At 64.0% G+C, this 25,545-nt stretch carries 29 protein-coding genes and 1 tRNA gene; 16 read left to right on the top strand and 14 right to left on the bottom strand.

Translation table 11 applies throughout. The features are described 5' to 3' along the window. Positions 1–3: 3 nt before the first annotated feature. The 3 genes from ACXIQ9_RS01635 to sds are packed head-to-tail and all read left to right on the top strand — an operon-like array spanning position 4 to position 2,938. The gene (locus ACXIQ9_RS01635; RefSeq protein ID WP_459015184.1) at positions 4–1,083 is read left to right on the top strand and encodes an N-acetylmuramoyl-L-alanine amidase; all 1,080 of its coding nucleotides are present in this window, start codon (positions 4–6) and stop codon (positions 1,081–1,083) included. Beyond that, positions 1,080–1,916 (top strand): glutamate racemase, encoded by an 837-nt coding sequence (gene murI, locus ACXIQ9_RS01630; RefSeq protein WP_459015182.1) that lies wholly within the window; start codon positions 1,080–1,082, stop codon positions 1,914–1,916. Before ACXIQ9_RS01635 ends, murI begins: the two co-directional genes overlap by 4 nt. Before the next feature lie 50 nt (positions 1,917–1,966). Beyond that, complete coding sequence (gene sds / locus ACXIQ9_RS01625) at positions 1,967–2,938, top strand: solanesyl diphosphate synthase (protein WP_010316792.1); 972 nt, start codon at positions 1,967–1,969, stop codon at positions 2,936–2,938. Positions 2,939–2,941: 3 nt separating this feature from the next. Here sds and ACXIQ9_RS01620 read toward each other — a convergent pair whose 3' ends face one another. Then, positions 2,942–3,604 (bottom strand): HAD family hydrolase, encoded by a 663-nt coding sequence (locus tag ACXIQ9_RS01620; RefSeq protein ID WP_296415868.1) that lies wholly within the window; start codon positions 3,602–3,604, stop codon positions 2,942–2,944. Positions 3,605–3,694: 90 nt separating this feature from the next. Between ACXIQ9_RS01620 and acs the strand changes: the two genes are divergently transcribed. Next, positions 3,695–5,665: an acetate--CoA ligase gene (gene acs / locus ACXIQ9_RS01615; protein WP_459015179.1), complete on the top strand. Its 1,971-nt coding sequence runs from the start codon at positions 3,695–3,697 to the stop codon at positions 5,663–5,665. Here acs and ACXIQ9_RS01610 read toward each other — a convergent pair. Together ACXIQ9_RS01610 and ACXIQ9_RS01605 are read right to left on the bottom strand one after the other, a co-directional pair. Continuing rightward, on the bottom strand, positions 5,650–6,375 hold the full coding sequence (locus tag ACXIQ9_RS01610) for a DUF1350 family protein (protein ID WP_459015177.1): 726 nt from the start codon (positions 6,373–6,375) through the stop codon (positions 5,650–5,652). The two genes, acs and ACXIQ9_RS01610, sit on opposite strands and share 16 nt — an antisense overlap. Beyond that, positions 6,372–6,836, bottom strand: coding sequence for a peroxiredoxin (locus tag ACXIQ9_RS01605; protein WP_247478151.1), 465 nt, complete (start codon positions 6,834–6,836; stop codon positions 6,372–6,374). The genes ACXIQ9_RS01610 and ACXIQ9_RS01605 overlap by 4 nt, the downstream gene beginning before the upstream one ends. Before the next feature lie 77 nt (positions 6,837–6,913). Here ACXIQ9_RS01605 and ACXIQ9_RS01600 point away from each other — a divergent pair, with 77 nt between their 5' ends. Together ACXIQ9_RS01600 and ACXIQ9_RS01595 are read left to right on the top strand one after the other, a co-directional pair. After that, entirely contained in the window at positions 6,914–7,822 is a 909-nt protein-coding gene (locus ACXIQ9_RS01600; RefSeq protein WP_459015174.1) for a 3'-5' exonuclease, read from the top strand. Between the two features lie 89 nt (positions 7,823–7,911). After that, complete coding sequence (locus tag ACXIQ9_RS01595; protein ID WP_010316799.1) at positions 7,912–8,175, top strand: hypothetical protein; 264 nt, start codon at positions 7,912–7,914, stop codon at positions 8,173–8,175. Positions 8,176–8,252: 77 nt separating this feature from the next. Here the strand turns inward: ACXIQ9_RS01595 and ACXIQ9_RS01590 are convergent. The 7 genes from ACXIQ9_RS01590 to ACXIQ9_RS01560 form a co-directional block, all read right to left on the bottom strand. Then, positions 8,253–8,326, bottom strand: a tRNA-Pro gene (locus ACXIQ9_RS01590). 15 nt (positions 8,327–8,341) lie between these two features. Next, positions 8,342–8,728, bottom strand: a complete 387-nt coding sequence (locus ACXIQ9_RS01585) for a hypothetical protein (RefSeq protein WP_363155066.1) — start codon at positions 8,726–8,728, stop codon at positions 8,342–8,344. Positions 8,729–8,770: 42 nt separating this feature from the next. After that, a complete protein-coding gene (locus ACXIQ9_RS01580) occupies positions 8,771–8,953 on the bottom strand; it encodes a hypothetical protein (RefSeq protein WP_247478182.1) in 183 nt (60 codons plus the stop codon). Then, complete coding sequence (locus tag ACXIQ9_RS01575; protein ID WP_459015171.1) at positions 8,953–9,213, bottom strand: hypothetical protein; 261 nt, start codon at positions 9,211–9,213, stop codon at positions 8,953–8,955. The genes ACXIQ9_RS01580 and ACXIQ9_RS01575 overlap by 1 nt, the downstream gene beginning before the upstream one ends. Before the next feature lie 32 nt (positions 9,214–9,245). Beyond that, entirely contained in the window at positions 9,246–9,983 is a 738-nt protein-coding gene (gene msrA, locus ACXIQ9_RS01570) for a peptide-methionine (S)-S-oxide reductase MsrA (RefSeq protein WP_371820546.1), read from the bottom strand. 55 nt (positions 9,984–10,038) lie between these two features. Beyond that, a complete protein-coding gene (locus tag ACXIQ9_RS01565; protein ID WP_010316804.1) occupies positions 10,039–10,293 on the bottom strand; it encodes a hypothetical protein in 255 nt (84 codons plus the stop codon). 83 nt (positions 10,294–10,376) lie between these two features. After that, positions 10,377–12,137: an ABC transporter ATP-binding protein gene (locus tag ACXIQ9_RS01560; RefSeq protein ID WP_296415860.1), complete on the bottom strand. Its 1,761-nt coding sequence runs from the start codon at positions 12,135–12,137 to the stop codon at positions 10,377–10,379. Positions 12,138–12,226: 89 nt separating this feature from the next. Between ACXIQ9_RS01560 and ACXIQ9_RS01555 the strand changes: the two genes are divergently transcribed. The 9 genes from ACXIQ9_RS01555 to ACXIQ9_RS01515 all read left to right on the top strand — a co-directional run bounded on the left by ACXIQ9_RS01555 (position 12,227) and on the right by ACXIQ9_RS01515 (position 22,759). Next, positions 12,227–12,541 (top strand): DUF3288 family protein, encoded by a 315-nt coding sequence (locus tag ACXIQ9_RS01555; protein WP_010316806.1) that lies wholly within the window; start codon positions 12,227–12,229, stop codon positions 12,539–12,541. Between the two features lie 41 nt (positions 12,542–12,582). Next, positions 12,583–13,611: an anthranilate phosphoribosyltransferase gene (gene trpD, locus ACXIQ9_RS01550; protein WP_459015168.1), complete on the top strand. Its 1,029-nt coding sequence runs from the start codon at positions 12,583–12,585 to the stop codon at positions 13,609–13,611. Between the two features lie 25 nt (positions 13,612–13,636). Next, entirely contained in the window at positions 13,637–14,782 is a 1,146-nt protein-coding gene (carA, locus tag ACXIQ9_RS01545) for a glutamine-hydrolyzing carbamoyl-phosphate synthase small subunit (RefSeq protein WP_459015166.1), read from the top strand. Between the two features lie 101 nt (positions 14,783–14,883). Further along, on the top strand, positions 14,884–15,231 hold the full coding sequence (locus ACXIQ9_RS01540; RefSeq protein WP_010316811.1) for an STAS domain-containing protein: 348 nt from the start codon (positions 14,884–14,886) through the stop codon (positions 15,229–15,231). Positions 15,232–15,280: 49 nt separating this feature from the next. Next, on the top strand, positions 15,281–15,637 hold the full coding sequence (locus ACXIQ9_RS01535; protein WP_010316812.1) for a Mini-ribonuclease 3: 357 nt from the start codon (positions 15,281–15,283) through the stop codon (positions 15,635–15,637). A gap of 18 nt (positions 15,638–15,655) precedes the next feature. Next, positions 15,656–17,305 carry a 23S rRNA (guanosine(2251)-2'-O)-methyltransferase RlmB gene (gene rlmB, locus ACXIQ9_RS01530; RefSeq protein ID WP_459015163.1) on the top strand — a complete coding sequence of 550 codons (1,650 nt, stop codon included), beginning with the start codon at positions 15,656–15,658 and terminating at the stop codon, positions 17,303–17,305. Positions 17,306–17,358: 53 nt separating this feature from the next. Further along, positions 17,359–17,604, top strand: coding sequence for a DUF1816 domain-containing protein (locus ACXIQ9_RS01525; RefSeq protein ID WP_459015161.1), 246 nt, complete (start codon positions 17,359–17,361; stop codon positions 17,602–17,604). A gap of 48 nt (positions 17,605–17,652) precedes the next feature. Further along, complete coding sequence (gene gatA / locus ACXIQ9_RS01520) at positions 17,653–19,113, top strand: Asp-tRNA(Asn)/Glu-tRNA(Gln) amidotransferase subunit GatA (RefSeq protein ID WP_459015159.1); 1,461 nt, start codon at positions 17,653–17,655, stop codon at positions 19,111–19,113. Positions 19,114–19,219: 106 nt separating this feature from the next. Further along, a complete protein-coding gene (locus ACXIQ9_RS01515; protein ID WP_459015157.1) occupies positions 19,220–22,759 on the top strand; it encodes a DNA polymerase III subunit alpha in 3,540 nt (1,179 codons plus the stop codon). On the opposite strand, the gene ACXIQ9_RS01510 is transcribed toward ACXIQ9_RS01515, so the two are convergent. The 3 genes from ACXIQ9_RS01510 to ruvA form a co-directional block, all read right to left on the bottom strand. Then, the gene (locus ACXIQ9_RS01510) at positions 22,734–23,165 is read right to left on the bottom strand and encodes a PAM68 family protein (protein WP_247478217.1); all 432 of its coding nucleotides are present in this window, start codon (positions 23,163–23,165) and stop codon (positions 22,734–22,736) included. The two genes, ACXIQ9_RS01515 and ACXIQ9_RS01510, sit on opposite strands and share 26 nt — an antisense overlap. A gap of 1 nt (position 23,166) precedes the next feature. Next, entirely contained in the window at positions 23,167–23,436 is a 270-nt protein-coding gene (gene rpsO / locus ACXIQ9_RS01505) for a 30S ribosomal protein S15 (RefSeq protein WP_010316819.1), read from the bottom strand. A 62-nt stretch (positions 23,437–23,498) separates the two neighbouring features. Continuing rightward, positions 23,499–24,152 (bottom strand): Holliday junction branch migration protein RuvA, encoded by a 654-nt coding sequence (gene ruvA, locus ACXIQ9_RS01500; protein ID WP_029626278.1) that lies wholly within the window; start codon positions 24,150–24,152, stop codon positions 23,499–23,501. Between the two features lie 22 nt (positions 24,153–24,174). Between ruvA and ACXIQ9_RS01495 the strand changes: the two genes are divergently transcribed. After that, on the top strand, positions 24,175–24,654 hold the full coding sequence (locus ACXIQ9_RS01495; RefSeq protein ID WP_296415852.1) for a hypothetical protein: 480 nt from the start codon (positions 24,175–24,177) through the stop codon (positions 24,652–24,654). On the opposite strand, the gene ACXIQ9_RS01490 is transcribed toward ACXIQ9_RS01495, so the two are convergent. Beyond that, positions 24,651–25,526, bottom strand: coding sequence for a DMT family transporter (locus ACXIQ9_RS01490; protein WP_459015154.1), 876 nt, complete (start codon positions 25,524–25,526; stop codon positions 24,651–24,653). The two genes, ACXIQ9_RS01495 and ACXIQ9_RS01490, sit on opposite strands and share 4 nt — an antisense overlap. Between the last annotated feature and the right edge of the window lie 19 nt (positions 25,527–25,545).

The following is a 25,545-nucleotide window of genomic DNA, read 5'->3' as shown; positions in this document are numbered from 1 at the left end:
CGGTTGTCCCGTCTTGGGTTTGCCCTGTTGCTTCCCTGCGTCACGATCCTCTCCGCCCTGCCGGCGAGGGCGTGGAGTGCCCTCTCGGCCTGGGGGATTAGTCGGGACGGTGTCCTGGAGCTGCGGACGCCGCCGGCCACCCGTCTCCAGGCCTTTTTTGAGGAGGGCAATGGCCCTGTTGGCCCTCGCATTTGGGTGGATCTACCCGGTGCGCCTCAACGGTCCAGAACCCTGGTTGGCAATGGCGCGATTCGGGAGGTTCGGATTGGCCGACCCACCGATAACGCCACCCGTCTGGTCATTGAGTTCCAGCCGGGCACACGTCTCGATCCCCGCCAGATCAAGTTGGTCGGCACCGATGTCGATCGCTGGTCGATGGACTTCGGCCCCAGCGTCCGCGGGCTTCGGGCCATTGGAGAGGGCAGCCTTGAGCGGCCCCAGGGCCCCAGTTGGCGGGCGCTTCCGCCTCCCTCCTTGCAGCTTCCGCGCGGACCGATTCCCAAGCTTGGTGATCTCCCCTCGGTTCCCCAAGGGCGCTACACCGTGGTGCTCGATCCAGGCCACGGCGGACCGGACCCTGGGGCGATTGGGATTAACAACCTGCGGGAGACCGATGTCGTTCTTGATGTGAGCCTCCAGGTGGCTCAGGTCCTTCAGGCCAAAGGCGTTCGAGTCCTGCTCACCCGCTCCTCGGAAGTGGATGTGGATCTCCCCCCACGGGTGGCCTTGGCCAACAACAACCGAGCGGATGTTTTCGTGAGCATTCACGCCAACGCTCTGCGCATGGACCGGCCGGACGTCAATGGCGTTGAGACCTTCTATTTCCAAGGTGGCCGCTCCCTGAGCCTGGCTCAATCGCTGCAGAACCAAATGCTGGCGGCTTCGCCTGGAACCCCGGATCGTGGTGCTCGCTCCGGCCGCTTCTTTGTGATTCGCCGCACGGTGATGCCTGCGGCCCTTGTTGAAATGGGCTTTGTGACCGGGCAGCTGGATGCTCCGCGTTTGGCCGATCCGAGTTTCCGGCGGCGCCTGGCCGTTGCTATCGCTATGGGCATCCTCAACTACCTCGTGGCTTATCCATGAGCGGGGCCCCCATCGGTCTCTTTGATTCCGGCGTTGGTGGTTTAAGCATCTGGCGGCAGGTGGTTCACGCCTTGCCGTCGGAGTCGCTTCTCTATGTCGCCGATCAGGCGAATGTCCCCTACGGCCATCGCTCCGCTGACGAGATTCAGGCCAACAGCCTGGGAATTGCGGACTATCTCGTCGCCCAGGGCTGCAAGGCGATTGTGGTGGCCTGCAACACCGCATCGGCGGTGGCACTGGAGCCCCTGCGGCAGCGCTTTCCCCAGCTGCCCATCCTTGGCCTGGAGCCGGCGGTGAAGCCAGCGGTCCAGCTCACCCGTTCGGGGGTGGTGGGGGTGATGGCGACACCGGCCACCTTTCAAGGGCAGCTCTATCGCGCCACCGTTGGGCGCTATGCCACAGCCGTACAGGTGGTGGAGCAGGTTTGTGTGGGCCTGGCTGAGTTGGTCGAGCAGGGGGATCTTGAGGGCCCGGATTGTGATGCCCGCTTGATGGGCTACCTCCAGCCGATGCTGGACGCAGGTGCCGACACGATTGTTCTGGGCTGCACCCACTACCCCTTCGTGATCGAGTCCATTCGCCGCCTGGTGGGACCGGCGATGGCGGTGCTGGATCCAGCGCCTTCCGTTGCGCGCCATCTCGCCGATGTGCTCGGCCAGGCCGGGCTGCTGGCCACGGATTCAGCCGGGGTCTTGGCGCCGCGCTTCGCCACAACGGCCGATCCCTTGGCCTTCAATCGGGCCCTTTCGCGTCTGGTGGGGGTGAGCAGCTCCAGTCAGGCACTGACTTGGCAGCTCGGACCCGATCAAACCCGCTGTCTGACCCCCGCTTAGGCAGCGGTCGGAGGCAGGCGCCTTCTAGGATCTCCCCACCGCTGGGGGTCATGGCCACCGTTGCAGAGCTGCTACAGCCCGTCGAGTCCGATCTCGAGGCTCTGCTGAGTGATCTCCGCAGTCTGATCGGTGCTGGGCACCCGATTCTTCAGGCCGCTGCGGAACACCTCTTCAGCGCCGGTGGCAAACGGTTGCGCCCCGGCATCGTTCTCCTGATTTCAAGGGCCCTCGCGCCCCAGGGTGAGCTCACGAGCCGCCATCGCCGGCTGGCCGAGATCACCGAGATGATCCATACCGCCTCCCTCGTCCATGACGATGTGGTGGATGAAGCCTCCACCCGACGTGGCGTCGATACGGTCCACAGCCGTTTCAACCACCGGGTTGCGGTTCTTGCTGGCGATTTCCTCTTCGCCCAGGCCAGCTGGCACCTGGCCAACCTCGACAACCTTGAGGTGGTCAAGCTGCTCTCGCGCGTGATCATGGATCTCGCCGACGGTGAGGTGAAGCAAGGGCTTTACCGCTATGACACGGGCCAGAGCTTCGAGACCTATCTCGAAAAGAGCTACTGCAAGACGGCGTCCCTGATTGCCAACAGCGCCCGCGCGGCTGGCGTGCTCAGCGGTCTGCCGGAGGACCAACTCGATTGCCTCTATCGCTTCGGCCGCCAGCTCGGATTGGCCTTCCAAGTGGTCGATGACATCCTCGATTTCACTGGCAGCGACCAACAGCTCGGCAAGCCCGCGGCCAGTGACCTAGCCAGTGGCTACCTGACGGCTCCTGCCCTCTATGCATTGGAGGAACGTCCTGCCTTGGCGGGCTTGATTGAGCGCGAGTTCAACCAAGACGGGGATCTGGCTCAAGCCCTGGAGTTGGTCCGCGGCAGCGAGGCCATCCAGCGCTCCCGCACCCTGGCGGAAACGTTTGCGAATGAGGCCTACGAGGCCCTGAGCTTCCTGCCCCCGTCGGATTGCCGTACGGCACTGCTTGAACTGCCGGAATTCGTGCTGAGCCGGTTGTACTGAGCTTCAGTTCAGCAGCGGTAAGACCTGGTCGAGGGAGCTGATCCTGTCAGTGATTTGGGCTGGGTAGAGCACTGGGTCTGCATCCGGTGCAGGCACGACGAACACGCGGCAGCCCGCAGCGAGGGCTGCATGGGCCCCTGCCGGTGAATCCTCGAAGGCCCAGCTGTCCTTGCAATTCACCCCAAGTCGCTGGGCGGCGAGCTGAAAGACATCTGGATGCGGTTTGCCGCGTCTGAGCTCAGGGTCGTCTCCGTGGACCCGTTCTTCAATGGCCGCCAGCCAAGGGTGGGGCTTGGCTTTCAAGTTCACCGCCTCTTTTGAGCTGCTAGTGGCCAGGGCCATCGGTAGGCCCAACTCCAGGCAGCGACGGATCAGCGCCTGGGCGCCGGCCATAGGTGGCGCCTGAATCAAGAGGGCCTCGGCAATGGGCTGGCGAATGGCCAACAGCTCATCAACGCTTGGAACCAGCAGCTGGCTCGCGCGGATCCACTCACGCACCTGCTCAGCGCAATCCAGGCGCCGGCGTCCCCGCAGTTGCATTAGTTCTGGATCGGCCAGGGGGCGTCCGAAGTGATGGGCCGCCTGCTGCCAGGCCTGCGCATGCAGGGGTTCGGTGTCGAGCAGCAGCCCGTCCAGGTCAAACAGGCAGGCGGCGGGATGAGCCATGTCCCCATCCTGAACCCTGCAACAGCGTTACAGCGCTTCAGAGCAGCCTTTTTCCTCGCTTGAATGGCTCCATTGCGTTGTCGATGGGCCATGGCTGAGACCGGGATTGAGTCGGTGCTCAATGAGGCGCGGGTGTTTGATCCGCCGGCCGCCCTGTCGGCATCCGCTCGGATCGGCTCCTTGCAGGCCTACCGGGACCTGGCCGCCCAAGCTGAAGCCGATCCCGATGGGTTCTGGTGTGAAGCGGCTCGGCGGGAGCTGCATTGGTTTAAGCCGTTCGAGACGGTCCTCGACTGGAGTAACCCACCCTTTGCCCGCTGGTTTGAAGGGGGCCAAACCAACCTGTCGTTTAACTGCCTGGATCGCCATCTCGATGGTCCCCGGGCCGACAAGACGGCCCTGATCTGGGAGGGGGAACCAGGTGATGTGCGGCGCTTCAGCTACCGCGAACTACACGCGGAAGTCTGCAAAGCGGCCAATGCCCTGAAGGCCCTTGGCGTTGGTAAGGGCGACTTGGTGGCCCTGTACATGCCGATGGTTCCGGAGGCCGCCATCGCGATGTTGGCCTGTGCCCGTATTGGTGCGCCCCATTCCGTGGTCTTTGGTGGTTTCTCCGCCGATGCGCTGCGCGATCGCCTGATCGATGGTCAGGTCAAGCTCGTTGTGACGGCGGATGGGGGCTTCCGCAAGGACAAGCCGGTTCCCCTCAAGCCCGCCGTGGATGAAGCGCTTGCGGCAAAGGGTGGTGCTCCGAGTGTGGAGAAGGTTCTGGTCGTCCAGCGCATCGATTCGGGCTGTGCCATGGAGTCGGGTCGTGACCACTGGTGGCATGAGCTCGTGGATGGTCAGAGCAGCGATTGCGCGGCGGAGCCGATGGAGAGCGAGGACCGCCTCTTCGTCCTCTACACCTCCGGTTCCACCGGTAAGCCCAAGGGGGTGGTGCACACCACGGCTGGCTACAACCTCTGGGCTCACCTGACCTTCCAGTGGATCTTCGACATCCGTGAAGACGACGTCCACTGGTGTACAGCGGATGTCGGCTGGATCACCGGCCACAGCTACATCGTCTACGGCCCTCTCTCCAATGGCGCGACGACGGTGATGTACGAAGGGGCTCCTCGCCCCAGCAACCCCGGGGCCTTCTGGGAGCTGATCCAGAAACACCGTTGCACCATCTTCTACACGGCGCCCACGGCGATCCGCGCCTTCATGAAGAGCGGCCGGGAGGTGCCGGATCAGTACGACATGAGCTCCCTGCGGATCCTCGGCACAGTGGGGGAGCCGATCAATCCAGAGGCCTGGATCTGGTATCGCGATGTGATCGGCGGTGGTCGCTGCCCGATCGTCGACACCTGGTGGCAGACGGAGACCGGTGGGGTGATGATCAGCCCCCTTCCTGGGGCGACGCCGACCAAGCCGGGCTCGGCGACCCTTCCACTCCCCGGCATCCAAGCCGACATCGTCGACCACGACGGCAACTCCCAAGGAGCGGATCAAGGTGGCTACCTCGCGGTGCGTCGTCCCTGGCCGGGAATGATGCGCACGGTCCACGGCGATCCCGACCGTTTCCGTAAGAGCTACTGGGAGGAGATTCGCCCGGCCGATGGCTCCCACATCTACTTCGCCGGAGACGGCGCCCGCCGCGATGCCGACGGTTACTTCTGGGTGATGGGCCGGGTCGACGACGTGATCAACGTCAGTGGCCACCGTCTGGGGACGATGGAAATTGAAAGTGCTCTGGTCAGTCATCCCGCCGTGGCGGAATCCGCTGTGGTGGGTCGCCCGGATGACCTCAAGGGTGAGGGCATCGTTGCGTTTGTGACCCTTGAGGCTGGCCGCAGTGGTGATGACGCCTTGGTGGCCGAACTGCGCAGCCATGTGGGCAAGGAGATCGGTCCGATTGCCCGCCCAGATGTGATCAAGTTCAGCGACGCCCTACCGAAGACCCGCAGTGGCAAGATCATGCGCCGGATCCTGCGCTCCCTCGCCGCCGGTCAGGAGGTCAGCGGTGACACCTCAACCCTGGAGGATCGCTCCGTTCTTGATCAGCTGCGGGTCTGATTCGGGCTCGTCCACCACTGCAGCAGCTGATCGGCCAGTTGATCCAGTTCCCTCTGTCGGGCTGGATCATCGGCCCATCCCCCGAGCAGGTTCTGGCGTAGCCCTGCGCTGGCTGGGGTTAGGTGATCCCCGGCGCGCTCGAGCAACCGGGAGCGGTCTTGGCTGCGGTTTTGAAGCACCTGCATCAGCCGAGGGCTTTGATCAAGTTGGTCGCTTTTGAAGCGCACCAGCAGGTTGTTGGCTTGTCTGTAATTTTTGGCGATCAGTCGCAGGGTCTCCTCGGGGGAGGGGCTGAACTCGCTCGTGACCCCGAGGGCCCCCCCGAGCTCGGCGAGTAGGGGAACACTCCTCTCGGCGGAGAAGTTGTTGAAGCTCATCGCTGCCAAGGCGCTGCAGCCTCGACCGTTATCGGGCGCCAGGAGGTGCAGCTTGCAGCCCAGGCTGTGGCCCAGCCTCAGCGGCGGGGGCTGATCGGGGTCCCTGCGCTGGCGGAAGGTCCTCCAGGCGTCATTGGCCTGTGCCTGATGGTCAAAGCCGGGTACATAGCTCCAGGCGTGGATGGCCATGCCCCGGCGCGCCAAGGCCTCGAGAAGCCGCCGATAGCTGATCTGCGGTGTCGCAGCGAGATAGCTGCCGCCAATGAACTCGATCAGCCCCCGCGGTTGGGGAGGGGTCCAGCACCAGAGGCTTCCGCGCTGGCGCCAGCTCATGCGGCCTGAAGGCGCTTGAGGCAGTCCAGAGCTTCACGGCGATGGGCCGGGCCATCGAGCAGGTTGTTGAACACGTGACGAACGACCCCGCTCGCGTCGATCACGTAGGTCACGCGGCCCGGCAGCAGTCCAAGGACGCCGGGCACCCCAAAGGCCTTGCGCAACTGGTTGTTTTGATCCACCAGCAGGGGATAGGGCAGGTTGTGGCGGCTGGCAAAGCGCTGATGACTGCTGGCGTTGTCGCCACTGACGCCCCAGACCTCCGCCCCTAAGGCCTGCAGGTCGGCATAGCTATCGCGGAAGGCGCAGGCCTCCATGGTGCAGCCAGGGGTGTCGTCCTTGGGATAGAAGAACAGCACCAGAGCCTTGCCCGCGAGTTGATCGCTGCGGCGCTCCACGCCGTTCTGATCCTGCAGCGCGATCAGGGGAGCGCGATCACCGCTTTTCAGGGCTTGGGCCAAGGCCGGTACAAGAGCTGCGCAAACCCTAGGGAGGGGCTGGCCAGGGCTGGGATTATGGGGCGACTGCAGAGGTGGGGATGACCAGGGGCGACGCGGAGATGGACGAACAACAGCCCCGTGCTGGCTGGGAGCAGGTCGATCTGCTCAGCCTGGTCAGTGGATCCGCCGCGGCGCCAGTCCTGCCTGAGCCTGTGCCGCAGCCCGCTGCGGAGACGGCTGTTGTTGTCGACCGGCCTGAGGAACCTGAGCCATCGCCTGCCGCGCGTCTCTCTGGTCCCAGTGGCCCCGAGCTGCTGTTGATCCTCGACACGGAGACCACCGGCCTCTCCCCGGCGGAGCATCGCTGCATTGAGGTCGGCGCGGTTCTTTTTTCGGTGCCGGATCGCTCGGTGTTGAGCCAGGTTTCGTTTTTGATGCCTTGCACCAGCAATGCCGCTGAAGCGGTGAATGGCATCGCCCCGGCCCTGACGCAACGCCCTCAGCCATGGCAGGCGGGTCTGGCCTGCTTCGAGGCCATGGTTGAAGCCGCTGACGTCCTCCTGGCCCATAACGCCGCCTTCGATCAGCAGTGGTTTGGTCTGGGCTCCCTGCCGGCACTCAGCAAGCCCTGGCTTTGCTCCATGGAGGACATTCGCTGGCCCCAGGAGCGTCAGCTGCGCTCTACGCCCTCGGTACGTGATCTGGCCTTGGCCTATGGCGTGCCGGTTTGGGCGGCCCATCGGGCCCTCACCGATTGCATCTACCTGGCGCAGGTCTTTGAGCGTTGCGAGGACTTGGAGGACCTCCTTCTCCAGGCGATGGAGCCGCGCCGCCTCTACCGCGCTCGTCTCTCCTATGAAGAACGCCATAAGGCCCGCGAGGCGGGCTTCCGCTGGAATCAACCGGTGAGCGGAGCCTGGAGCCGGCGCCTGTCTGAACGGGAGGTGGCCCTATTGCCATTCCCTGTCGTTCCGGTCGATGAGGCTGCGGAATTGCGCAGCGCCTGATTTGCTTCAACAAGAGGAAGCGGATCCACTCATTTCAAGGAGCAGCTGAGCCTTCTCTCCATCGTGGTGGGTGAGCTCTAGTCAGTTCCATGTCTGTGCATGCTCGCGGTCATCCCTCTAGGCCCTGCGCCCTGAGCAAGGTTCAGCGCTGGCAGCGCAGCCGCACTTGGGCCCGCTTAATTCGCGAAGCAGAAGCCCTCTGGCACGTGGATGTGCGCGAACTCCATCGTCTGGCCGCGCTGGAGTTGTCGCAGCTGCTGGAGGAGGTGCCGCCGGGATTGCGTCCCAGGGTGAACCGGTGGCTGCAGGGGTATCACGTGCACACGCGACTGGAGCCCGATTCGAGGGAGTAAAGCCTCAGCTTTGTGGACCAAACACAAAAAAACCACCTCTGGGGGAGGTGGTTTTGCGGAAGTTGCCGGTGATCAAATCGGAGCGGCGGGATTTGAACCCACGACCCCCACTACCCCAAAGTGGTGCGCTACCAAGCTGCGCTACGCCCCGGCGAGAAAGAAGCTATCACAGCGCTTTGCCGCGTTTCGAGCGGATTTTTCGCAGCATTCGCCGGGTCAGTTGATCGCGGTTCAGGCCCGCGTAGCCCCAGAGGCGCAGGGCGCGAGCGAGCTCCCTTAATTCCCGCAGATTCATCGAGGCCAGGCGCAATTCAGGCACCTTCTGCCAGGCGGTGGCGGTCGGCGGCAGAGCACTGCCCACGCCGCCCGGCTTCAGGCTTGAGAGGGCACCGTCGGCCATCCACTCAGGCACCAGCACAAACAGAACGGCCAGCAGCCCGTAGAGCTCCACCAATCCGCGGGGAAGGGGGTGCAATTGCCGAGGGGCGTTGTTCTCAGCCGATTCGGTAATGGGTCTTGGCTCCGCGTCAGCGCCGGCGCCATTGTTCCGCAAGCCAGGCGTTCCCCCAAGGGGGGCAGAGCCAGAGCTGTCTGCCTAGATCAGGTCAGCCGGGCGCGCCTGAAGCGGTTTGGGGCGCTCCAGGGCGGGCTGCTCTTTCCAGAGCATCGGTGGCTCGGTGCTGGGCGCTAGGCGGACATACCAAAACACCAGGGCAAAGACCAGCCCAAGGGTGGCCAGGATGCCAATGATCACGGTTCGATCCGGTAAGGGGCTCATCAGACCTGATCCACCCGTAGGCACTGCATCCGCATCGGCAGTTGCTCGAGCGTGAGCTCATCGCCACGCAGGATCATCTCCATGCCGTCACTGCTGTAGCGAACGCCAGGTTCGTTGCTTTGCAGCCGAAAAAAGGTTCTGCGGTATCCACCGCTGATGAGGGAGGCCTGGGATTGATTGCGCTCGATCACCAGCATTCCCTTGTCATGGCAGAGGTAGCGATCCTTGATCGCGTAGTCCTCCCACCAGGGGGACTGCATGGCCTGAGCCATCAGCAAGGCAAGTCCGAACATCAAAGGCGAATTGGGCTGTTGTCTCCCCGCAGAACGCAGTGGCTGATGCTCCAGTCGTAGTTCTGCCAGACCGCAGCCGGGAGTTGGTAGTGACAGCCCTCCCACTGCTCATCGAGCAAGACCCCCTGGGGTTGTGCGGAGCAGTAGGGGCGGCTGCCTGGACGGGCCAGGTACTGCTGGTGATAGCCCTCGGCGAAGAAAAAGGGTTTGCCCAGGGCAATTTCCGTGGTGATGGCTCCTTTGCCGGAGCCATTCAGCAGCTGCTGGTAGCGATCAGATGAGGCCTTGGCGACCGCCAGGAGCTTGGGCTCGTTGACGTAGATCGATGAGCGGTACTGGGTACCGGTGTCGTTGCCCTGGGCCATCCCCTGGGTTGGGTTGTGGCATTCCCAGAAGAGCTTCAAGAGATCACTGAAATCAATGGCGTTGACATCCCAAACCACACGCACGACTTCGGTGTGACCGGTTCGGCCGGAGCAGACCTCCTCATAGGTCGGGTTCGGGGTGTAGCCACCGGCGTAGCCCACCGCGGTCGTGATCACCCCGGGCAAGCGCCAGAACCCCTTTTCGGCGCCCCAGAAGCATCCGCAGCCAAACAGGGCTTCCTGCTGACTGGTGCTCAACGGAGCCTTCAGCGCTGTACCCAGGACCACGTGGCGATCCGCCGTCGCGATCGGATCGGAGCGTCCTGGTAGGGCCGCTTCTGGTGCAATCAGGTTTGTCTTTGATCCACCCATGCCCTGAAACAGTCCGAACACCACAACAGCCTTTGCTGGCCAGAGCCTAGGGAGTTCAACCCTCGCTCGAAGTCGATTCCAGGGCGATGTGATTCAGCAGGGTTGTGGTGAAGGTGAAGAGCAAAAACGGCAGGGACAGCACCAGGATCAGCCCAACGCCCACCAGGGCCACGATCGGTTTGCTGGCGCCCATGAGCGCGAGTCCGGCCGCCAGGCTGACAAAGATGACCAGCATCCAAATCAGGATCTGGCCGTAGATATCGCCAAAGGTCAGGGTGCAGCGCAGGCGGTAGGCAGAGCTGGTGAGCATGGGGGCGCTCAGCGGAGGCGTCCCTCCAGCTAAGCGAGCTCAAGCGGGCTTGTCCTGGGATGTTGCAAGAACGATGCTGTCCTTCAAGCCACGCGCGTGAGTTGTTCCTCCGCCTGTTCCCGCTCCCAGAGCCTGCGGTAGGTGCCGGCTTCCTCGAGGAGCGCGTTGTGGTGTCCCTGCTGCACCAGGCGCCCCTCATCCAGGACAAGGATTCGATCACAGGCCGCTGCCGCTGAGAGTTGGTGGCTGATCATCAAGATCGTTCGGTCCCGCTGGGCGCGAATCGAGCTCAGGATGTCGGCGGCCGTGTTGTTGTCCACGCTGGCCAGGGCGTCATCGAGCACCAAGAGCGGGGCTTGAACCAGCAGGGCACGACCCAGGGCTGTGCGTTGGCGCTGTCCGCCACTCAGGGTGATGCCGCGCTCACCTACGAGGGTTTCGTAGCGATCGGGGAAGCCCCGCACATCAGCGGCTAGTCGCGCCTGCTCGGCTGCTTGCTCGATCCGCGCTTGATCCGCGTCTGGTTCTCCATAGCGGAGGTTGTCGGCGAGGCTCGCAGTGAAGAGGTAGCCCTCCTGGGGGACCAGGGCGACCTGTTGGCGGAGCTGCTCGAGGTCGAGGGCTGTGATGTCAGTCCCATCGAGGTACAACTGCCCTTCAGGCACGTCCACCATCCGGCCCAGGGCCCTGGCCAAGGTGGTTTTGCCGCATCCCACGGGTCCGACAACGGCCACGAGCTCCCCTGGGGCAAGGCGGAAGCTGACGTCCTCAAGGGTGTTGCGCTCCGCGTCGGGGTAACGCAGGGTGAGGCCTCGGGCTTCGATCCCAGCTGCTTGGCTGCCCGTCCGTTGGGGGACCGGCTTTGGTGCCTCAGGGGATTGGATGCGCGGCGTCCGGCGCAGCAGCTCTTCGACGCGTTCCAGGCTCACCTGGCCGGTCTGGAAGGTATTCAGCGTGAATCCCAGAAGGGCCGTAGGGAAAACCAGTCGCTCGACATAAAGGATCAAGGCCACCAAATCCCCGATGGAGAGGCGACCGCTCTCCAGTTGCCCGCTGCCGAGGGCGAGCAGCAACAGCAAACTGACCGACGAGATGCCCTCCAGGAGAGGGAAGAGCGTGCTGCGGGTGCGGGCTAACTGGAGAGCGTCATCCCGGTAACGCTTGTTGCGCCGCTCGAAGGCCTCCCGCTCGGTGCGTTCTTGGCCATAAATCTTGATGGCGCTGATGCCGGAGAGGTCCTCCTGGATCAGGTCGCTCAATTCCCCGAGCGCTTCCTGCTGACGGCGCTGTTGCCGCATCATCCGGCCGCCGAAGAGTCGAACGGTGGTCAACATCAAGGGGTAGAGCCCCACCGCCGCCAGGCTGAGCAGTGGGTCGATGGCGAGCATCGCCGGCAGCGTCAGGGCGTAGGCGAGGGCGGTGTTCGTGAGGCTGAGCACCGCAAAGCCCAGCAGGCGCCGCACGTTCTCCACATCACTGGTGGCTCGGCTGATCACTTCGCCGCTGCCGGTGCTCTGCACCCAACCGGGCTCCTGGCGGAGCATGTGATCGAAGATCTTCTGCTTCAGCTGGGCCTCCACCTGCCGGCCCACTCCGAAGACCAGCATTCGCGAGACCAGCCGGACGCCCCCCATGAGAGTCGCCAGCACGACGATGATTCCCGCCTGCCGCAGCACGTCGCTGTAGGTGAAGCCGTCCTGGAGGTCATCGATGACGCCCCGCACCATCAGCGGGATCGTGACGCTCAAGAGGTTGACGACCACTAGGGCGGCGACGCCCAGAAGCACCGTGCGCCGATAGGGCCGCAGGTAGCGCTGGATCAGTCCGAAGCGGATCGCCGCCATGGATCAAGGCAAGGTTTCGCCAACCTAGGCAGCGACCCCAGAACAGCGTTGTTGAGCGATGCTGTGCCGGCGCACCCTCAGTCGGCTCGATGGACGAGAACCAGCAGTCTCATCCTCTTTATGGAACCGAACGCGACCTGGTGGACCGGTTGTTGGCCACTGAGGCCCCTGCTGATGCTGATCTGGTGGAGCTGGGTCGCCTGTTGATGCGTTACGAGGGATTTCCCGGGGCCCTGGATCTTCAGGAGGATCTCCAGAAGACCCTGCGTCTGTGGGGCTTAAGCCGCGAGCAACTGCATCAGCGCACGCGGGCGATCTGGGCTGGCGGCTATCGGCCGGGGGCTGAAGCGGCACCTCAGGCCGTCGGATCTGGTTTTGACACGTCCGATCAGGACAGTCCCTGAGCCTTGTTTTTGCTAAAGACCACCTTCGTTCTTGCGTTTTGATGACAGCCCCCCAGTCCTGGTCGGCCCTTCTTGATCAACTCCTGCGCGGTGAGTCGTTGCAGGGATCGCAGGCACGCGACCTGATGGAGGCCTGGCTGTCTGAACAGCTCGAGCCCGTTCAAACGGGCGCCTTCCTCGCGGCCCTTCGCTCCAAGGGGATGAACGGTGAGGAGCTGGCGGCCATGGCTGAGGTCCTGCGCGCTGCTGCACCCCTGCCCTGTGCCCGGCCTGACCTTGAACTGGTGGATACCTGTGGCACCGGTGGGGATGGGGCCAACACGTTCAACATCTCGACGGCCGTTGCTTTTGTGGCCGCCGCCTGTGGGGCCCAGGTCGCGAAGCACGGAAACCGCAGTGCCAGCGGCAAGGTCGGCTCTGCCGATGTTCTGGAAGCGGTTGGACTGAATCTCAAAGCTCCAACCGACGTGGTGGTTCAGGCACTCAATGCCGCCGGCGTCACCTTCTTATTTGCTCCGGGCTGGCATCCCGCCTTGGTTGGACTGGCCCCCCTGCGCCGGGCCCTGGGGGTGAGAACGGTGTTCAACCTGCTGGGTCCCCTGGTCAATCCCCTCAGGCCGGACTATCAGGTCCTCGGTGTCGGAGCAGCAGAGTTGCTCGATCCCATGGCCGATGCCTTAGCCCGCTTGGGCTGCCGCCGTGCCGTCGTGGTCTTTGGCCATGGCGGGCTCGATGAAGCATCCCTTTCTGGCCCGAGTGAGTTGCGTCTGATCCATGACGGACAGGTGGAACGCCAGCTCTTGGATCCCCAGACGCTGGGCTTGAGCCTCGCTCCGATGGAGGCCCTCCGCGGTGGAGAACTGGAGGACAACGCTCGGATCCTGGAGGCTGTGCTCCAGGGCCAGGGGAGCCAGGCGCAACAAGATGTGGTGGCCCTGAACGCGGCCCTGGTGATCTGGGCCGCTGGCTTGGCTGACTCCGTTGCGGCAGTCCTGCCTCTGGCGCAGGCCGCCATGGAGAGTGGAGCCGCCTACGCGCGGCTGCGCAGCCTCAGTCAGGCCCTGGCTTAGAACTCCCTTAAGGGAAGATGTCGGCATGAGCAGCTCACCCACCCCTCAACCAGCCCTTCTTGTGTTGGCTGACGGCCTGGTGTTGCGTGGTGAAGCCTTTGGCGCCAGAGCGACGGCCTTCGGTGAAGTGGTCTTCAACACCGGTATGACCGGTTACCAGGAGGTCATGACCGACCCCAGCTATTCCGGGCAGTTGGTCACCTTCACCTATCCCGAACTGGGCAATACCGGGGTCAACGGCAGTGATCAAGAGGCCGATGTCCCCCATGTTCGCGGTGTGATCGCCCGTCAGTTGGCTCCCACCCAGAGCAGCTGGCGCAGTGAAGGCAGCCTCGAGGCCTGGTTAGAGCAACACGGCGTGGTCGGCATCTCCGGCATTGATACCCGCTCCCTGGTGCGCCACCTGCGCGAGGGCGGTGCCATGAACGGTGCCATCAGTACTGACGGCAGCACGCCCCTGCAGTTGCTGGAGCGGGTCCAGGCGATGCCCTCAATGGCTGGTTTGAACCTGGCGAAGGACGTCTCCACCAGGGAGCCCTACACCTGGTCATCCCTTTGCCCTGCTGCCTTCGATCAACGCCTCCAGGACAATCCCGCGACCCCGTACAAGGTCGTGGCGATCGACTTCGGCATCAAACGGGCCATCCTCGAACGGTTGGTGGCCCATGGCTGCGATGTCACGGTGCTGCCGGCCGACGCCACCTTGGAGCAGGTGCTCGAGCGCCAGCCTGAAGGTGTTTTCCTCTCCAACGGCCCTGGCGACCCCTCGGCTGTGACCAGTGGGATCAACCTGGCGAAGTCGTTGGTTGAGCAGGAGGCACTGCCCCTGTTCGGGATCTGCCTGGGGCACCAGATCCTGGGCCTAGCCCTTGGTGGAAGCACGTTCAAGCTTGGCTATGGCCACCGCGGTCTGAACCACCCCTGCGGGACCACCGGTGTGGTGGAAATCACCAGCCAAAACCACGGTTTCGCCTTGGACGCTGACTCGCTCCCGGCCGATCAGATGGAGGTCACCCATCTGAATCTCAACGATCGAACCGTGGCGGCCTTTGCCCATCGCCAGAAGCCGATCTTCGGGGTGCAGTACCACCCAGAGGCCAGTCCTGGCCCCCACGATGCCGACCATCACTTCGGGCGTTTCGCCGCGCTCATGAGCGAGCGACGGGGCTGATCGATCGCAGTTTGTTGCGGTCGTGCTCGTTTCGAAAACCCTCACTACACTGCGATCGCCAGTGACGTCAGAGGTCAGCAGCCATCACTGATCTGCAGCGATTGACCGTCTCTCTACGCGGTGGTTTTGAACAGCAGGACGGATGTCTCCTGTTCAGCTTCACCGGGCAGTTGGATGCTTACTCCGAGAAGCAATTTCTCGCCTTTATCAACGACCACCTCACCAGCACCCCGCAGCCGCTGGTGCTGGACCTGAGCAAGATCGATTTCATCGATTCCTCGGGTCTCGGTGCCCTGGTGCAGTTCGCCAAACACTGCAACGACCAGAAGATCCAGTTCTTGGTGGTCGGCAATGCCAGGGTCGTCCAGACGGTGAAACTGGTAAGGCTTGAGGAGTTTCTCCATCTCCAGCCAGACCTCAACACCGCCCTCGGAGCCATCGCCGCCTAATTCGGCAGCCTGGCTGACCCAACTCCAAGCACCGGGATGGCCCGGGGAGTTGGGTCCGCTTCAGCTGGCCTGGCTAGGGGATGCGGTCTGGGAGTTGCACCAGCGCATGCGCCGCTGCCGCCAGCCGGGACGCAGTTCCGATTTGCATCGAGCCGTTGTGGCGGATGTCCGCGCAGATGCCCAGGCGGAGGCCCTCGATCGCCTGCAGGAGAAGGGATTGCTCCAGGAGGCCGAACTGGAGTGGGTGCGGCGTGGACGCAATAAAGCGGGTCGTGGGCCCCGCAAGGGAGAGGCTGGTGTCTATGGCAAGGCCACGGGATTTGAGACAATGGTGGGCTGGCTCTTTCTGCAGAACCCCAGCCGCCTTGCACAGCTGCTGGCAGAACTCGAGGACGCCGACCGATAACCCCTTTGCCTGACAACCATGAGCCCCCGTTTTGATCGTCGTAAGGACCAGCGCTCGGGCCCAGGCGGAGGGAAGCCACCCCGCGGCGGCGGACGGTTTGCCGATGATCGATCCGGTGGCGAGCGTCGCGGCGACCGTTTTGGCGGCGAGCGTTTCGGATCGGATCGGGGTGGCAACCGTTTTGGCGGGGACGAGGCCGGCGGTGGACGTCCGGGATACCGCTCCGGTGGCCGTCCTGGAGGTCGTCCTGGCGACCGATCTGGCTTCCGTGGCGGCTCGTCCCGTCCGTTTTCTCCCCGCGGTGAATGGCGTCCCGACGGAGAGCAGCGCGGTGGTGGTGGCGAGAGACGTGAGCGCTTCTCCCGTTCGGAGGGCCGCCCCGATAGCCGGGGTGAGGCCTCCAGTCGGCCCGAGCGCCGCGGCCCGCGACCCCAGGGCCGCCCGTTTTTTAAGGGACGCTCCTCTGATCGCTTCCGCGACGAGGCTCAAGAGTCCGGCCGGGACGGTTACCGCCCTGGCGGCAAGGGGCGTTTTGGCGCTCGTCGCGACGAGCAGGGTGGCGGGCCCAAGCCGTTCTCCCGTGATCGCGACCAGGCCAAGCCCATCGCCGTCGAGGTTCCCGTTGGTGAGGCCGAACGGTTCAACGCCTATCCCGCCGATGATTTGATCTGGGGGCGCCATGCGGCCCAGGCGGCCCTGGAGAGCGGCCGTCCCGTGCACCGCATCTGGTGCACCCCGGAAATGCGTTTTCAGCCCCGTTTCCTTCAGTTGCTGCGGGAAGCCAAGTCCGGCGGCGTGCTGGTGGAGGAGGTCACCTGGTCGCGTCTCGGCCAGCTGACCAATGGGGCGGTGCACCAGGGCATCGTCATGCAGGCTGCGGCCGCCGACACCCTGGATCTGGGCACCCTGATCGATGGCTGCCGCGACCTGGGTGAGCCCCCGCTGCTGATGGCCCTCGACGGCATCACCGATCCCCACAACCTTGGGGCCATCGTCCGCAGCGCAGAAGCCCTCGGCGCCCATGGACTGGTGTTGCCCCAACGCCGCAGTGCCGGTCTGACCGGTTCCGTCGCCAAGGTGGCTGCTGGAGCCCTGGAGCATCTGCCCGTGGCCCGAGTGGTCAATCTGAACCGCGCCCTCGACAGTCTGAAGAACGAGGGCTATCGGGTGATTGGCCTGGCGGGAGAGGGCAGTGTTGCCCTGAGTGAGGCTGACCTGGACGGTCCCCTGGTGGTGGTGACTGGCTCGGAAGGGGATGGTCTCTCGATGCTGACCCGCAAGCACTGCGATCAGCTGGTGCGGATCCCGATCCGTGGCGCCACCCCCAGCCTGAACGCCTCGGTCGCCACCGCGATGGTTCTTTATGAGGTGGCCCGTCGCGGCTGGATGAAGCAAATCTCGGGGGCCGCGCCGGCCCCGCGGATCGTGCGTCCTCAGTTGCCAACGCCTGCCCCCCTGGAGCTGCCGGAAGAAGGCAGTGCAGAAGCGACCTCCGCCGTTCCCGAGGACGACATCGTTCTCAGTCCCGCTGAAGAGGCCCGTGCCGATCAGCTGGTGGCCGATGTGATGGCTGAGTTCCAGGGGGATTCAGCTGCGGTTGTCGAACAGACCGATGGGGCCGATGGGACGGATCCAACCGCGACGTTCTCCTCCGACATCAAGCTCTGAATGCTGCGCTTGCCCATTCCGGAGCCAGAATGGTGTTATCGCCTCCCGTCTGGATGACGCCCCTTCTTCGGCCTCTGCGCAGCATTGCCAATGGGTTTGGTCTGGCTTGGTGGGCCCGCGTTGAAACGAGGCGACCGGATGTGACCTACTGGTTTGGTCCCTACATCAGGCGCAGCAGCCTTGAGACTGCGTTGCCTCCTTTTCTGGCTGACCTCCGCAGCGAAGGAGCTGCTGAGGTCAACCACTCCCTGATCAAGACCCGGCGCGCCGAGCCCCTGACCATTGCGGCCGAGGGTTAGCTCACGGGTTGGCTGATAGCGTCAACCCTTGGTTTGGACCTGGGTTTGATGGGTATCGCCGAGTGGCGCGACCAGCTCAAAAGCGGCGACGTGTCCGCCCGTGAGCTCACGGACCATCACCTCAGCCGCATCGAGGCGGTTGAGCCCAGCGTTAAGGCCTACACCGAGGTCACGGCTGAACGGGCCCGTGCCGATGCCGACCGGATCGATGCCCTGAGGGCCTCTGGTGCTGAGCTCCCGCCGTTGGCGGGTGTTCCCCTGGCGATCAAGGACAACCTCTGCACCCGTGGGATCCGAACGACCTGCTCCAGCCGGATGCTGGAGAACTTCGTTCCCCCCTATGAGTCCACGGTGACCGATCGGCTCTGGGGTGCCGGCGCAGTCCTGCTTGGCAAAACCAATCTCGACGAGTTCGCCATGGGCAGCTCGACCGAGACCTCAGTCTTCGGCCCAAGCCGCAACCCCTGGAACACCGACAAGGTTCCCGGTGGCAGTTCCGGTGGCAGTGCCGCCGCCGTGGCAGCTGGTGAGTGTGCTGGTTCCCTGGGATCAGACACCGGCGGCTCCATTCGCCAGCCCGCCTCCTTCTGTGGGGTGGTGGGTCTCAAACCCACCTACGGCCGTGTCAGCCGCTATGGCTTGGTGGCTTTCGCCAGCTCCCTGGATCAGGTGGGGCCCTTCGCTAACAGCGTCTCGGATGCCGCCGAGTTGCTCCAGGTGATCGCCGGTGAGGATCCCCGCGATTCGACCTGTCTGAAGGCTCCCGTACCCGATTACAGGGCGGCCTTGACCCAACCGGTGGCGGGGCTGCGTGTGGGCATCGTGCGGGAGTGTTTTGAAGCCGAGGGCCTGCACCCTGAGGTCAAGGCCTCGGTGATGGCCGCTGCGGCCCAACTCGAGGCCCTGGGCTGTGACCTCGTTGATGTCAGCTGCCCCCGCTTCAACGACGGCATTGCCACCTACTACGTGATTGCCCCCTCGGAGGCGTCCGCCAACCTGGCCCGCTACGACGGCGTGAAGTACGGCTACCGGGCTGAGGATGCCGCGAGCCTGGCGGAGATGACCTCCCGCAGCCGGGCCGAAGGCTTCGGTGACGAGGTCAAGCGCCGGATCCTGATTGGCACCTATGCCCTCTCGGCCGGCTACGTGGATGCCTACTACAAGAAGGCGCAGCAGGTCCGTACCCTGATCCGCCGTGACTTCGACGCCGCCTTTGGTCAGGTGGATGTGTTGCTCACCCCCACCTCACCCACCACTGCCTTTGGCTTCGGCGCCCACGCTGAAGACCCCCTGGCGATGTACTTGGCTGACCTGTTGACGATTCCGGCCAACATGGCCGGTCTCCCGGCCATCAGCCTCCCCTGCGGTTTTGATGGGGCCGGCCTGCCCATTGGCGTGCAGCTCATCACCGGTGTTCTTCAAGAGGAGCGCCTGCTCCAGGTCGCTTATCACTACGAGCAGGCCGCGCGCGTGATGGACAAGCGTCCCCAGGCGTCCTTGGTGCCCTGATCCCTAGTGGTGGGGTGCCGGGCTGAAGAAGTGGTGGCTTAGACCCTGAATCTGGTGTTACCGGCTTAGCCTGGACTCAGCCTCGGCTCCACCGCTTTCTTCGCGCTTGGCCTTCGTCCCCCTCCATAACCACAGCGACTACAGCCTTCTCGATGGGGCAAGTCAGCTGCCGGCCATGGTGAAGCGGGCTGAGGAGCTGGGAATGCCGGCGATCGCCCTGACCGATCACGGTGTGATGTACGGCGCGATTGAGCTGCTGAAGCTCTGCCGCGGCAGTTCCGTGAAGCCGATCATCGGCAACGAGATGTATGTCATCAATGGCTCCATTGATGACCCCAACCCACCGAAGAAGGAGCGCCGCTACCACCTGGTTGTCCTGGCCAAGAACGCGGTGGGCTATCGCAACTTGGTCAAGCTCACCAGCATCAGCCACCTGCGGGGCATGCGCGGGCGGGGCATTTTCTCCAGAGCTTGCATCGATAAGCCGACCCTCGAGCGCCATAGCGAGGGCCTGATCATTGCCACGGCCTGTCTGGGCGGTGAAATTCCCCAGGCGATCCTGCGGGACCGCCCCGATGTGGCCCGGGATGTGGCCCGTTGGTACCAGGGGGTCTTTGGTGACGACTTCTACCTCGAGATTCAAGACCACGGCTCCCCGGAAGATCGGATCGTCAATGTGGAGATGGTGAAGATCTCCAAGGAATTGGGGATTCCGTTGGTGGCGACCAACGATGCCCATTACCTCACCAGCAATGACGCCGAGGCCCACGACGCCCTGCTGTGCGTGCTGACGGGCAAGTTGGTCACCGATGAGAAGCGTCTTCGCTACACGGGGACGGAGTTCATTAAGAGCGAGCAGGAAATGCTCGGACTCTTCGCGGACCACCTGGAGCCCGAGGTGGTGGCCGAGGCCGTTGCCAATACGGCCCTGGTGGCAGAGAAGGTCGAGGACTACGACATCCTTGGGCGCTATCAAATGCCCCGCTTCCCAATCCCCGAGGGGCACACCCCGGTGAGTTATCTGCGGGAGGTGACCGAGCAGGGACTACGCGCGCGCCTGGGGCTTCCGGAGGGCAGCGGTTTCGAGGCCACCTATGGCGAACGCCTCGATTTCGAGCTCCAGGTGATGGAGCAAATGGGCTTCCCGACCTATTTCCTGGTGGTTTGGGACTACATCCGCTTTGCCCGAGACAACGGCATCCCGGTGGGCCCTGGTCGCGGTTCCGCCGCCGGCTCCTTGGTGGCCTACGCCCTCGGCATCACCAACATTGATCCGGTCACTAACGGTCTGCTCTTCGAGCGCTTCTTGAATCCAGAGCGCAAGTCGATGCCTGATATCGACACGGACTTCTGCATCGAGCGACGCGGTGAGGTGATCGACTACGTCACCGAGCGCTATGGCGAAGACAAGGTCGCCCAGATCATCACCTTCAACCGGATGACCTCCAAGGCCGTCCTCAAGGATGTGGCCCGGGTGCTGGATATCCCCTACGGCGATGCCGATCGTCTCGCCAAGTTGATTCCGGTGGTGCGCGGCAAACCCGCCAAGCTCAAGGAGATGATCGGTGAGGAATCACCCGCCCCTGAGTTCCGCGAGAAGTACCTCGGCGATCCCGCAGTGAAGCGCTGGGTCGACATGGCGATGCGCATTGAGGGAACCAACAAAACCTTTGGCGTCCACGCTGCGGGTGTGGTGATCGCCGCCGATCCCCTCGATGAAGTCGTTCCGCTGCAACGCAACAACGACGGTCAGGTGATCACCCAGTATTTCATGGAAGACGTGGAGTCCATGGGTCTGTTGAAGATGGACTTCCTGGGGTTGAAAAACCTCACGATGATCGACAAAACCGTCGATCTGGTGCAGCAGAGCACAGGGGTCAGCATCGATCCCGATGCCCTTCCCTTGGATGACGAAGGCACCTTTGGCCTGCTGGCGCGCGGAGACCTGGAGGGCATTTTTCAGCTGGAATCCAGTGGGATGCGCCAGATCGTGCGGGACCTCAAGCCCTCGTCCCTGGAGGACATCTCCTCGATCCTGGCCCTCTACCGACCGGGCCCGCTCGACGCGGGGCTGATTCCCAAATTCATCAACCGCAAGCACGGCCGCGAGGCGATTGATTTCGCCCACGCCAAGTTGGAGCCGATCCTGCAGGAGACCTACGGGATCATGGTTTACCAGGAGCAGATCATGAAGATCGCTCAGGATCTGGCGGGCTATTCCCTTGGAGAGGCGGATCTTCTCCGCCGGGCCATGGGTAAGAAGAAAGTCTCGGAGATGCAGAAGCACCGAGACATCTTTGTCAAAGGTGCAAGTGAGCGCGGTGTCGACGCCAAGATCGCCGATGAGCTCTTCGACCAGATGGTGCTCTTCGCGGAGTACTGCTTCAACAAGAGCCATTCCACCGCCTATGGCGCGGTGACGTATCAGACCGCCTACCTCAAGGCCCACTACCCCGTTGCCTATATGGCGGCGCTGCTCACGGTGAATGCCGGCAGCACCGACAAAGTGCAGCGCTACATCTCCAATTGCAATGCAATGGGGATCGAGGTCATGCCCCCCGATGTGAATGCCTCCGGGATTGACTTCACCCCCGTCGGCGATCGCATCTTGTTTGGCCTCTCGGCCGTGCGCAATCTCGGCGAGGGTGCGATTCGTGCCCTGCTGGAGGCCCGCAGCAGTGACGGTCCCTTCCAGTCCCTTGCCGATCTCTGTGATCGCATTCCCGGCACCACCTTGAACCGCCGCTCCCTGGAAGCGTTAATCCATTGCGGTGCCATGGACGCCCTCGAGCCGGAGGCCAACCGGGCTCAGCTGATGGCCGATCTGGATTTGATCGTTGATTGGGCCTCGTCCCGCGCCCGCGACCGCGCCAGTGGCCAGGGCAATCTCTTTGACCTGTTTGCGGCTCCAGCCAGCGGGGATGCAGAGGAGACCCAGGGGGGTGGATCTGACCTGAGCACCGCCCCCAAGGCGGCACCGGTCAAGGACTATCCGCCCACCGAAAAGCTCAGGCTCGAGAAGGAATTGGTGGGTTTCTATCTGTCTGATCACCCGCTCAAGCAGCTGACCCGACCGGTCCAGTTGCTTTCACCCGTCGGCCTGGGTGGCCTCGAGGAGCAGGCCGATAAGGCGCGGGTCAGCGTCGTTGGCATGGTCTCAGGCCTACGCCCGGTGACCACGCGCAAGGGGGACCGGATGGCGGTCCTGCAGCTGGAGGATCTCAGCGGCAGTTGTGAAGCGGTGGTCTTCCCCAAGACCTACGCCCGCCTTTCGGATCACCTAATGGTCGATGCCCGGCTGCTGGTCTGGGCCTCCGTCGACCGGCGCGACGAACAGGTCCAGCTGATCGTGGACGACTGCCGTGTCATCGACGAGCTCCAGTTTCTTGTGGTGGAACTGGATGGACCGCAGGCCAGCGACATCGCCATTCAGCACAAGCTGCGGGAATGCCTGAACCAGCACCGCACCGAGAAAGACGAGGGAGGTGTTCGTGTCCCCGTCGTGGCGATGGTCAAGGACCAAAGCCAGGTGCGCTATGTGCGCCTGGGCCACCAGTTCTGCGTGCGCGACAGTCGTGCCGCCCTCAGCAGTCTGGAGGCCCAGGCCTTCCGGGCTCGGCTCAGCTCGAAGCTGGTGGCCGCTTAACGGAGTTGCGCAGCCGGCTGATGTTCACGCCGATCTGCTCGAATCCCAGCAGGGTTCCTGCTGAGGTTTCCCAACTGGCTGACAAGACCCCGTAGCTCAATCCGAGCAGGCCCAACAGGAAAAATCCCCCAGACGTCACCAGGGTGGCGGCGGGGGGAATGTCCAGAATTCCACGGCTGACCACCACATAGCTCACGATGAAGGTGGCCATGCCCATCACCGTGGGAATGCCGGTGGCGATGCCCACCCGTCGCGCCATTCGATTGGCGACGGCCGGTGGGATGGCTTGTGGGTTGGTCGGCTTGGAGCGACCCTGGGCTGCTTTGGATTGGCTCGGGGGAACGCTTGGCGCGAGTCCGCCGCCGCCCTTCTGCGGGCGGGAGCGGTTTTTCCCCTCGTTTGCCATCTCAGCCGCGGATGCCGAGCTTTTTGATCAGGTCGGAATAGCGCTGCTCGCTGTTGCTGCGCAGGTAGCTGAGGAGGCGCTTGCGGCGGCCGATCATCTTCAGCAGACCCTGGCGGGACGAGAAGTCATGGATGTTGCCCTGCAGGTGACCACTCAGCTTGCTGATGCGCTCGCTCAGCATCGCCACCTGAACTTCCACGGAACCGGTGTCGGTGCCATGGGTCTGGTGAGCGTTGATTAGTTCCTGCTTCTTGGTGGTGTCGAGCGGCATGCGCGGCGTCTGGCCCTGACGGTGCAAACAACCAACTTACTGCCCCATGGGACACCCAGGTCTCAGGCCACGTCCCGGGAGAGATAGCGCAGGCTTTCCCGCAGCCAGGCGTCGCCGTCCTCCCCAAGTTCAGGGCCCTGTGGGCTGATCGCCCGCAGGGCCCGGTTGATCTCCAGGGCTTCGTAGCCGAGCGCCGAAAGGGTGAGCTGAACCTCTTCCCGAACGCCCGCGGCCGGCCCCTCTCCGCTGTCGCTGACCTGCAGATCGTCCGACTGGCTCAACTGCAGGCTTTCCCCGTAGCGTTGCTGGAGCCGGGTGCGCAGTTCCACCGAGAGCCGCTCGGCGGTGCGCTTCCCCACCCCCGGCGCCTGGCAGAGCTGGCGAAGATCGGCCTGCACAATGGCGCGCACCAGCTCCTCGCAACTCAGTTGCCCAAGCAGCCCCAGGGCCATCTGGGGGCCGACGCCGCTGACGGCCACCAGTTCGCGGAAGAGATCGCGCTCATGGCGTGCACAGAAGCCATAGAGCGTCCAGCTGTCCTCGCGGATGACCTGGTGGACATGCAGGGCGGCCTCGGTGCCGTTTCCCCCGAGCTGATCCCAGTGGCGACGGGGCATCTGGACCTCGTAGCCCACCCCTGAGCAGACGAGCAGGACCCCGAATCGGTTGTTCAGGTGCCAGCGATCGGCGAGTTGCCCTTGCAGCCAGCCGATCATGGGGAGACGCTTACTGCCCGCCATGCTGCCCGGTCTGACCGCCCAGGCTGATCGCCTTGCACCACTTTCTCGCCTGTTGACCTGGGCTTTGGCCCTGCTGTTGTCAGCCGTGTTGGCCCTCGGGCTGGGTGGATGTGGCGGTTCTGGTCAGCCCCCCCAGAAGGTGCTGCTGTCGGCCCTTGCGCTGCAGATCGATCTCACCCAGCGCTCCATCGCCGATGCCCTGACCCTGGATGCTTCTGGCCCACCCCAGGTCAGCCGGGTGCGGGTGGAATCCCAGGAGAGCCTCCCCATTGGCGGCGGCAAAGGCATCCATCTCACGGGGCGGTTTGATTGGCGCCTGGCCGGGGATCCCATTCGCGTCGACAGCGCTTTTGATCTGTATCTGCAGCGCGGTGAGCGGGGTCAGAGCTGGCGCTTGGCCCGGCCCAGTGGCAGTGAGGACGGCGCGACCCAGGACTGGTTGACCTATCCCCTTCCGCTGAAGGGTGAGCAGAGCTAGGCGGCTTGGCGCCGCTGTGGTTTCAGGCTCAGGAGCGTTGCAGCTAACACGAGCACTGCGGCCGTGGTGGTGTCGGGGTCCAAGGGTTCCTGGAAGAGCAGCCATCCCCACAGGGCAGCCAACGGCACCTGGCCGTAGCTCATGGCCGTCGCTCGCGCCGCTGGCATCCCGAGCAATCCCTTGGTGATGCCGATCTGGCCCAGCTGGGTGAAGACCCCAACGCCGATTAAGGCCAGGAGTTCCCATGTGCTTGGCCAAACCGGCTGCAGCAGCACCAGTGGCGCCGTCAGCACTAACCCCACCAGGGGGAAGTAAAAAACGATCACCAGGGGATGCTCGGTGCGGCCAAGGGCACGCACGCTGACGTAGGCACAAGCCGACAACAGCGCTCCCGCCAGGGCCAACAGCACGCCCCCGATGGGTAAGGGCGTGGCCTGAACCTGCAGTAATCGACTGCCGAGGGGCCCAAGCAGGCCCATGAGCTCCATCGGGTTGCTGAGGATCAGGACCGCGAGCCAGCCCAGCAGCGCGGCGATCCAAACCTTGGCCCCGAGTCTTTCCTTCAAGAGCAGCCAGGCCAGCAGTGCCGTGAAGGTGGGCTGCAGGTACTGAAGGACCGTGGCGGGTGCCAGGGGCAGTTGAGCCAGGGCTGCGAAGACGCAGAACAGAGCTCCCGTGCCGATGGCGCCTCGCAGGATCAGCAGCCCTTTGCGCTGTCCCCAGGGATCGAGACCGGCCTGCCGCAACATCGCGACACTCAGCACCAGGCTGATGGCGGAGCGAGCCATCACCACCTCGGCCACAGGGATTCGGCCTCCAAGCGCTTTGACGCAGACCCCCATCAGGCTGAAGCTCAGCGTGCTGGACAGCATCCACAGGCCAGCCCTGCCA

The organism is Synechococcus sp. LTW-G, from assembly GCF_054459035.1.
The sequence above is the reverse complement of the archived record's forward strand: the minus strand, read 5'-3'. Positions and strand labels throughout refer to the sequence as shown.

Coding starts and splice junctions, on each gene's coding strand:
- ACXIQ9_RS01490 (WP_459015154.1), bottom strand. CDS start 25,526: ATGCTGTCCAGCACGCTGAGCTTCAGCCTGATGGGGGTCTGCGTCAAA.
- ACXIQ9_RS01575 (WP_459015171.1), bottom strand. CDS start 9,213: ATGCAGTCCCCCTGGTGGGAGGACTACGCGATCAAGGATCGCTACCTC.
- ACXIQ9_RS01595 (WP_010316799.1), top strand. CDS start 7,912: ATGTCTGTGCATGCTCGCGGTCATCCCTCTAGGCCCTGCGCCCTGAGC.
- rpsO (WP_010316819.1), bottom strand. CDS start 23,436: ATGCCGCTCGACACCACCAAGAAGCAGGAACTAATCAACGCTCACCAG.
- ACXIQ9_RS01580 (WP_247478182.1), bottom strand. CDS start 8,953: ATGAGCCCCTTACCGGATCGAACCGTGATCATTGGCATCCTGGCCACC.
- murI (WP_459015182.1), top strand. CDS start 1,080: ATGAGCGGGGCCCCCATCGGTCTCTTTGATTCCGGCGTTGGTGGTTTA.
- ACXIQ9_RS01555 (WP_010316806.1), top strand. CDS start 12,227: ATGGACGAGAACCAGCAGTCTCATCCTCTTTATGGAACCGAACGCGAC.
- ACXIQ9_RS01565 (WP_010316804.1), bottom strand. CDS start 10,293: ATGCTCACCAGCTCTGCCTACCGCCTGCGCTGCACCCTGACCTTTGGC.
- sds (WP_010316792.1), top strand. CDS start 1,967: ATGGCCACCGTTGCAGAGCTGCTACAGCCCGTCGAGTCCGATCTCGAG.
- msrA (WP_371820546.1), bottom strand. CDS start 9,983: ATGGGTGGATCAAAGACAAACCTGATTGCACCAGAAGCGGCCCTACCA.
- trpD (WP_459015168.1), top strand. CDS start 12,583: ATGACAGCCCCCCAGTCCTGGTCGGCCCTTCTTGATCAACTCCTGCGC.
- ACXIQ9_RS01600 (WP_459015174.1), top strand. CDS start 6,914: ATGACCAGGGGCGACGCGGAGATGGACGAACAACAGCCCCGTGCTGGC.
- ACXIQ9_RS01620 (WP_296415868.1), bottom strand. CDS start 3,604: ATGGCTCATCCCGCCGCCTGCCTGTTTGACCTGGACGGGCTGCTGCTC.
- ACXIQ9_RS01560 (WP_296415860.1), bottom strand. CDS start 12,137: ATGGCGGCGATCCGCTTCGGACTGATCCAGCGCTACCTGCGGCCCTAT.
- ACXIQ9_RS01610 (WP_459015177.1), bottom strand. CDS start 6,375: ATGAGCTGGCGCCAGCGCGGAAGCCTCTGGTGCTGGACCCCTCCCCAA.
- ACXIQ9_RS01495 (WP_296415852.1), top strand. CDS start 24,175: ATGCTGCCCGGTCTGACCGCCCAGGCTGATCGCCTTGCACCACTTTCT.
- carA (WP_459015166.1), top strand. CDS start 13,637: ATGAGCAGCTCACCCACCCCTCAACCAGCCCTTCTTGTGTTGGCTGAC.
- acs (WP_459015179.1), top strand. CDS start 3,695: ATGGCTGAGACCGGGATTGAGTCGGTGCTCAATGAGGCGCGGGTGTTT.
- ACXIQ9_RS01510 (WP_247478217.1), bottom strand. CDS start 23,165: ATGGCAAACGAGGGGAAAAACCGCTCCCGCCCGCAGAAGGGCGGCGGC.
- rlmB (WP_459015163.1), top strand. CDS start 15,656: ATGAGCCCCCGTTTTGATCGTCGTAAGGACCAGCGCTCGGGCCCAGGC.
- gatA (WP_459015159.1), top strand. CDS start 17,653: ATGGGTATCGCCGAGTGGCGCGACCAGCTCAAAAGCGGCGACGTGTCC.
- ruvA (WP_029626278.1), bottom strand. CDS start 24,152: ATGATCGGCTGGCTGCAAGGGCAACTCGCCGATCGCTGGCACCTGAAC.
- ACXIQ9_RS01525 (WP_459015161.1), top strand. CDS start 17,359: ATGACGCCCCTTCTTCGGCCTCTGCGCAGCATTGCCAATGGGTTTGGT.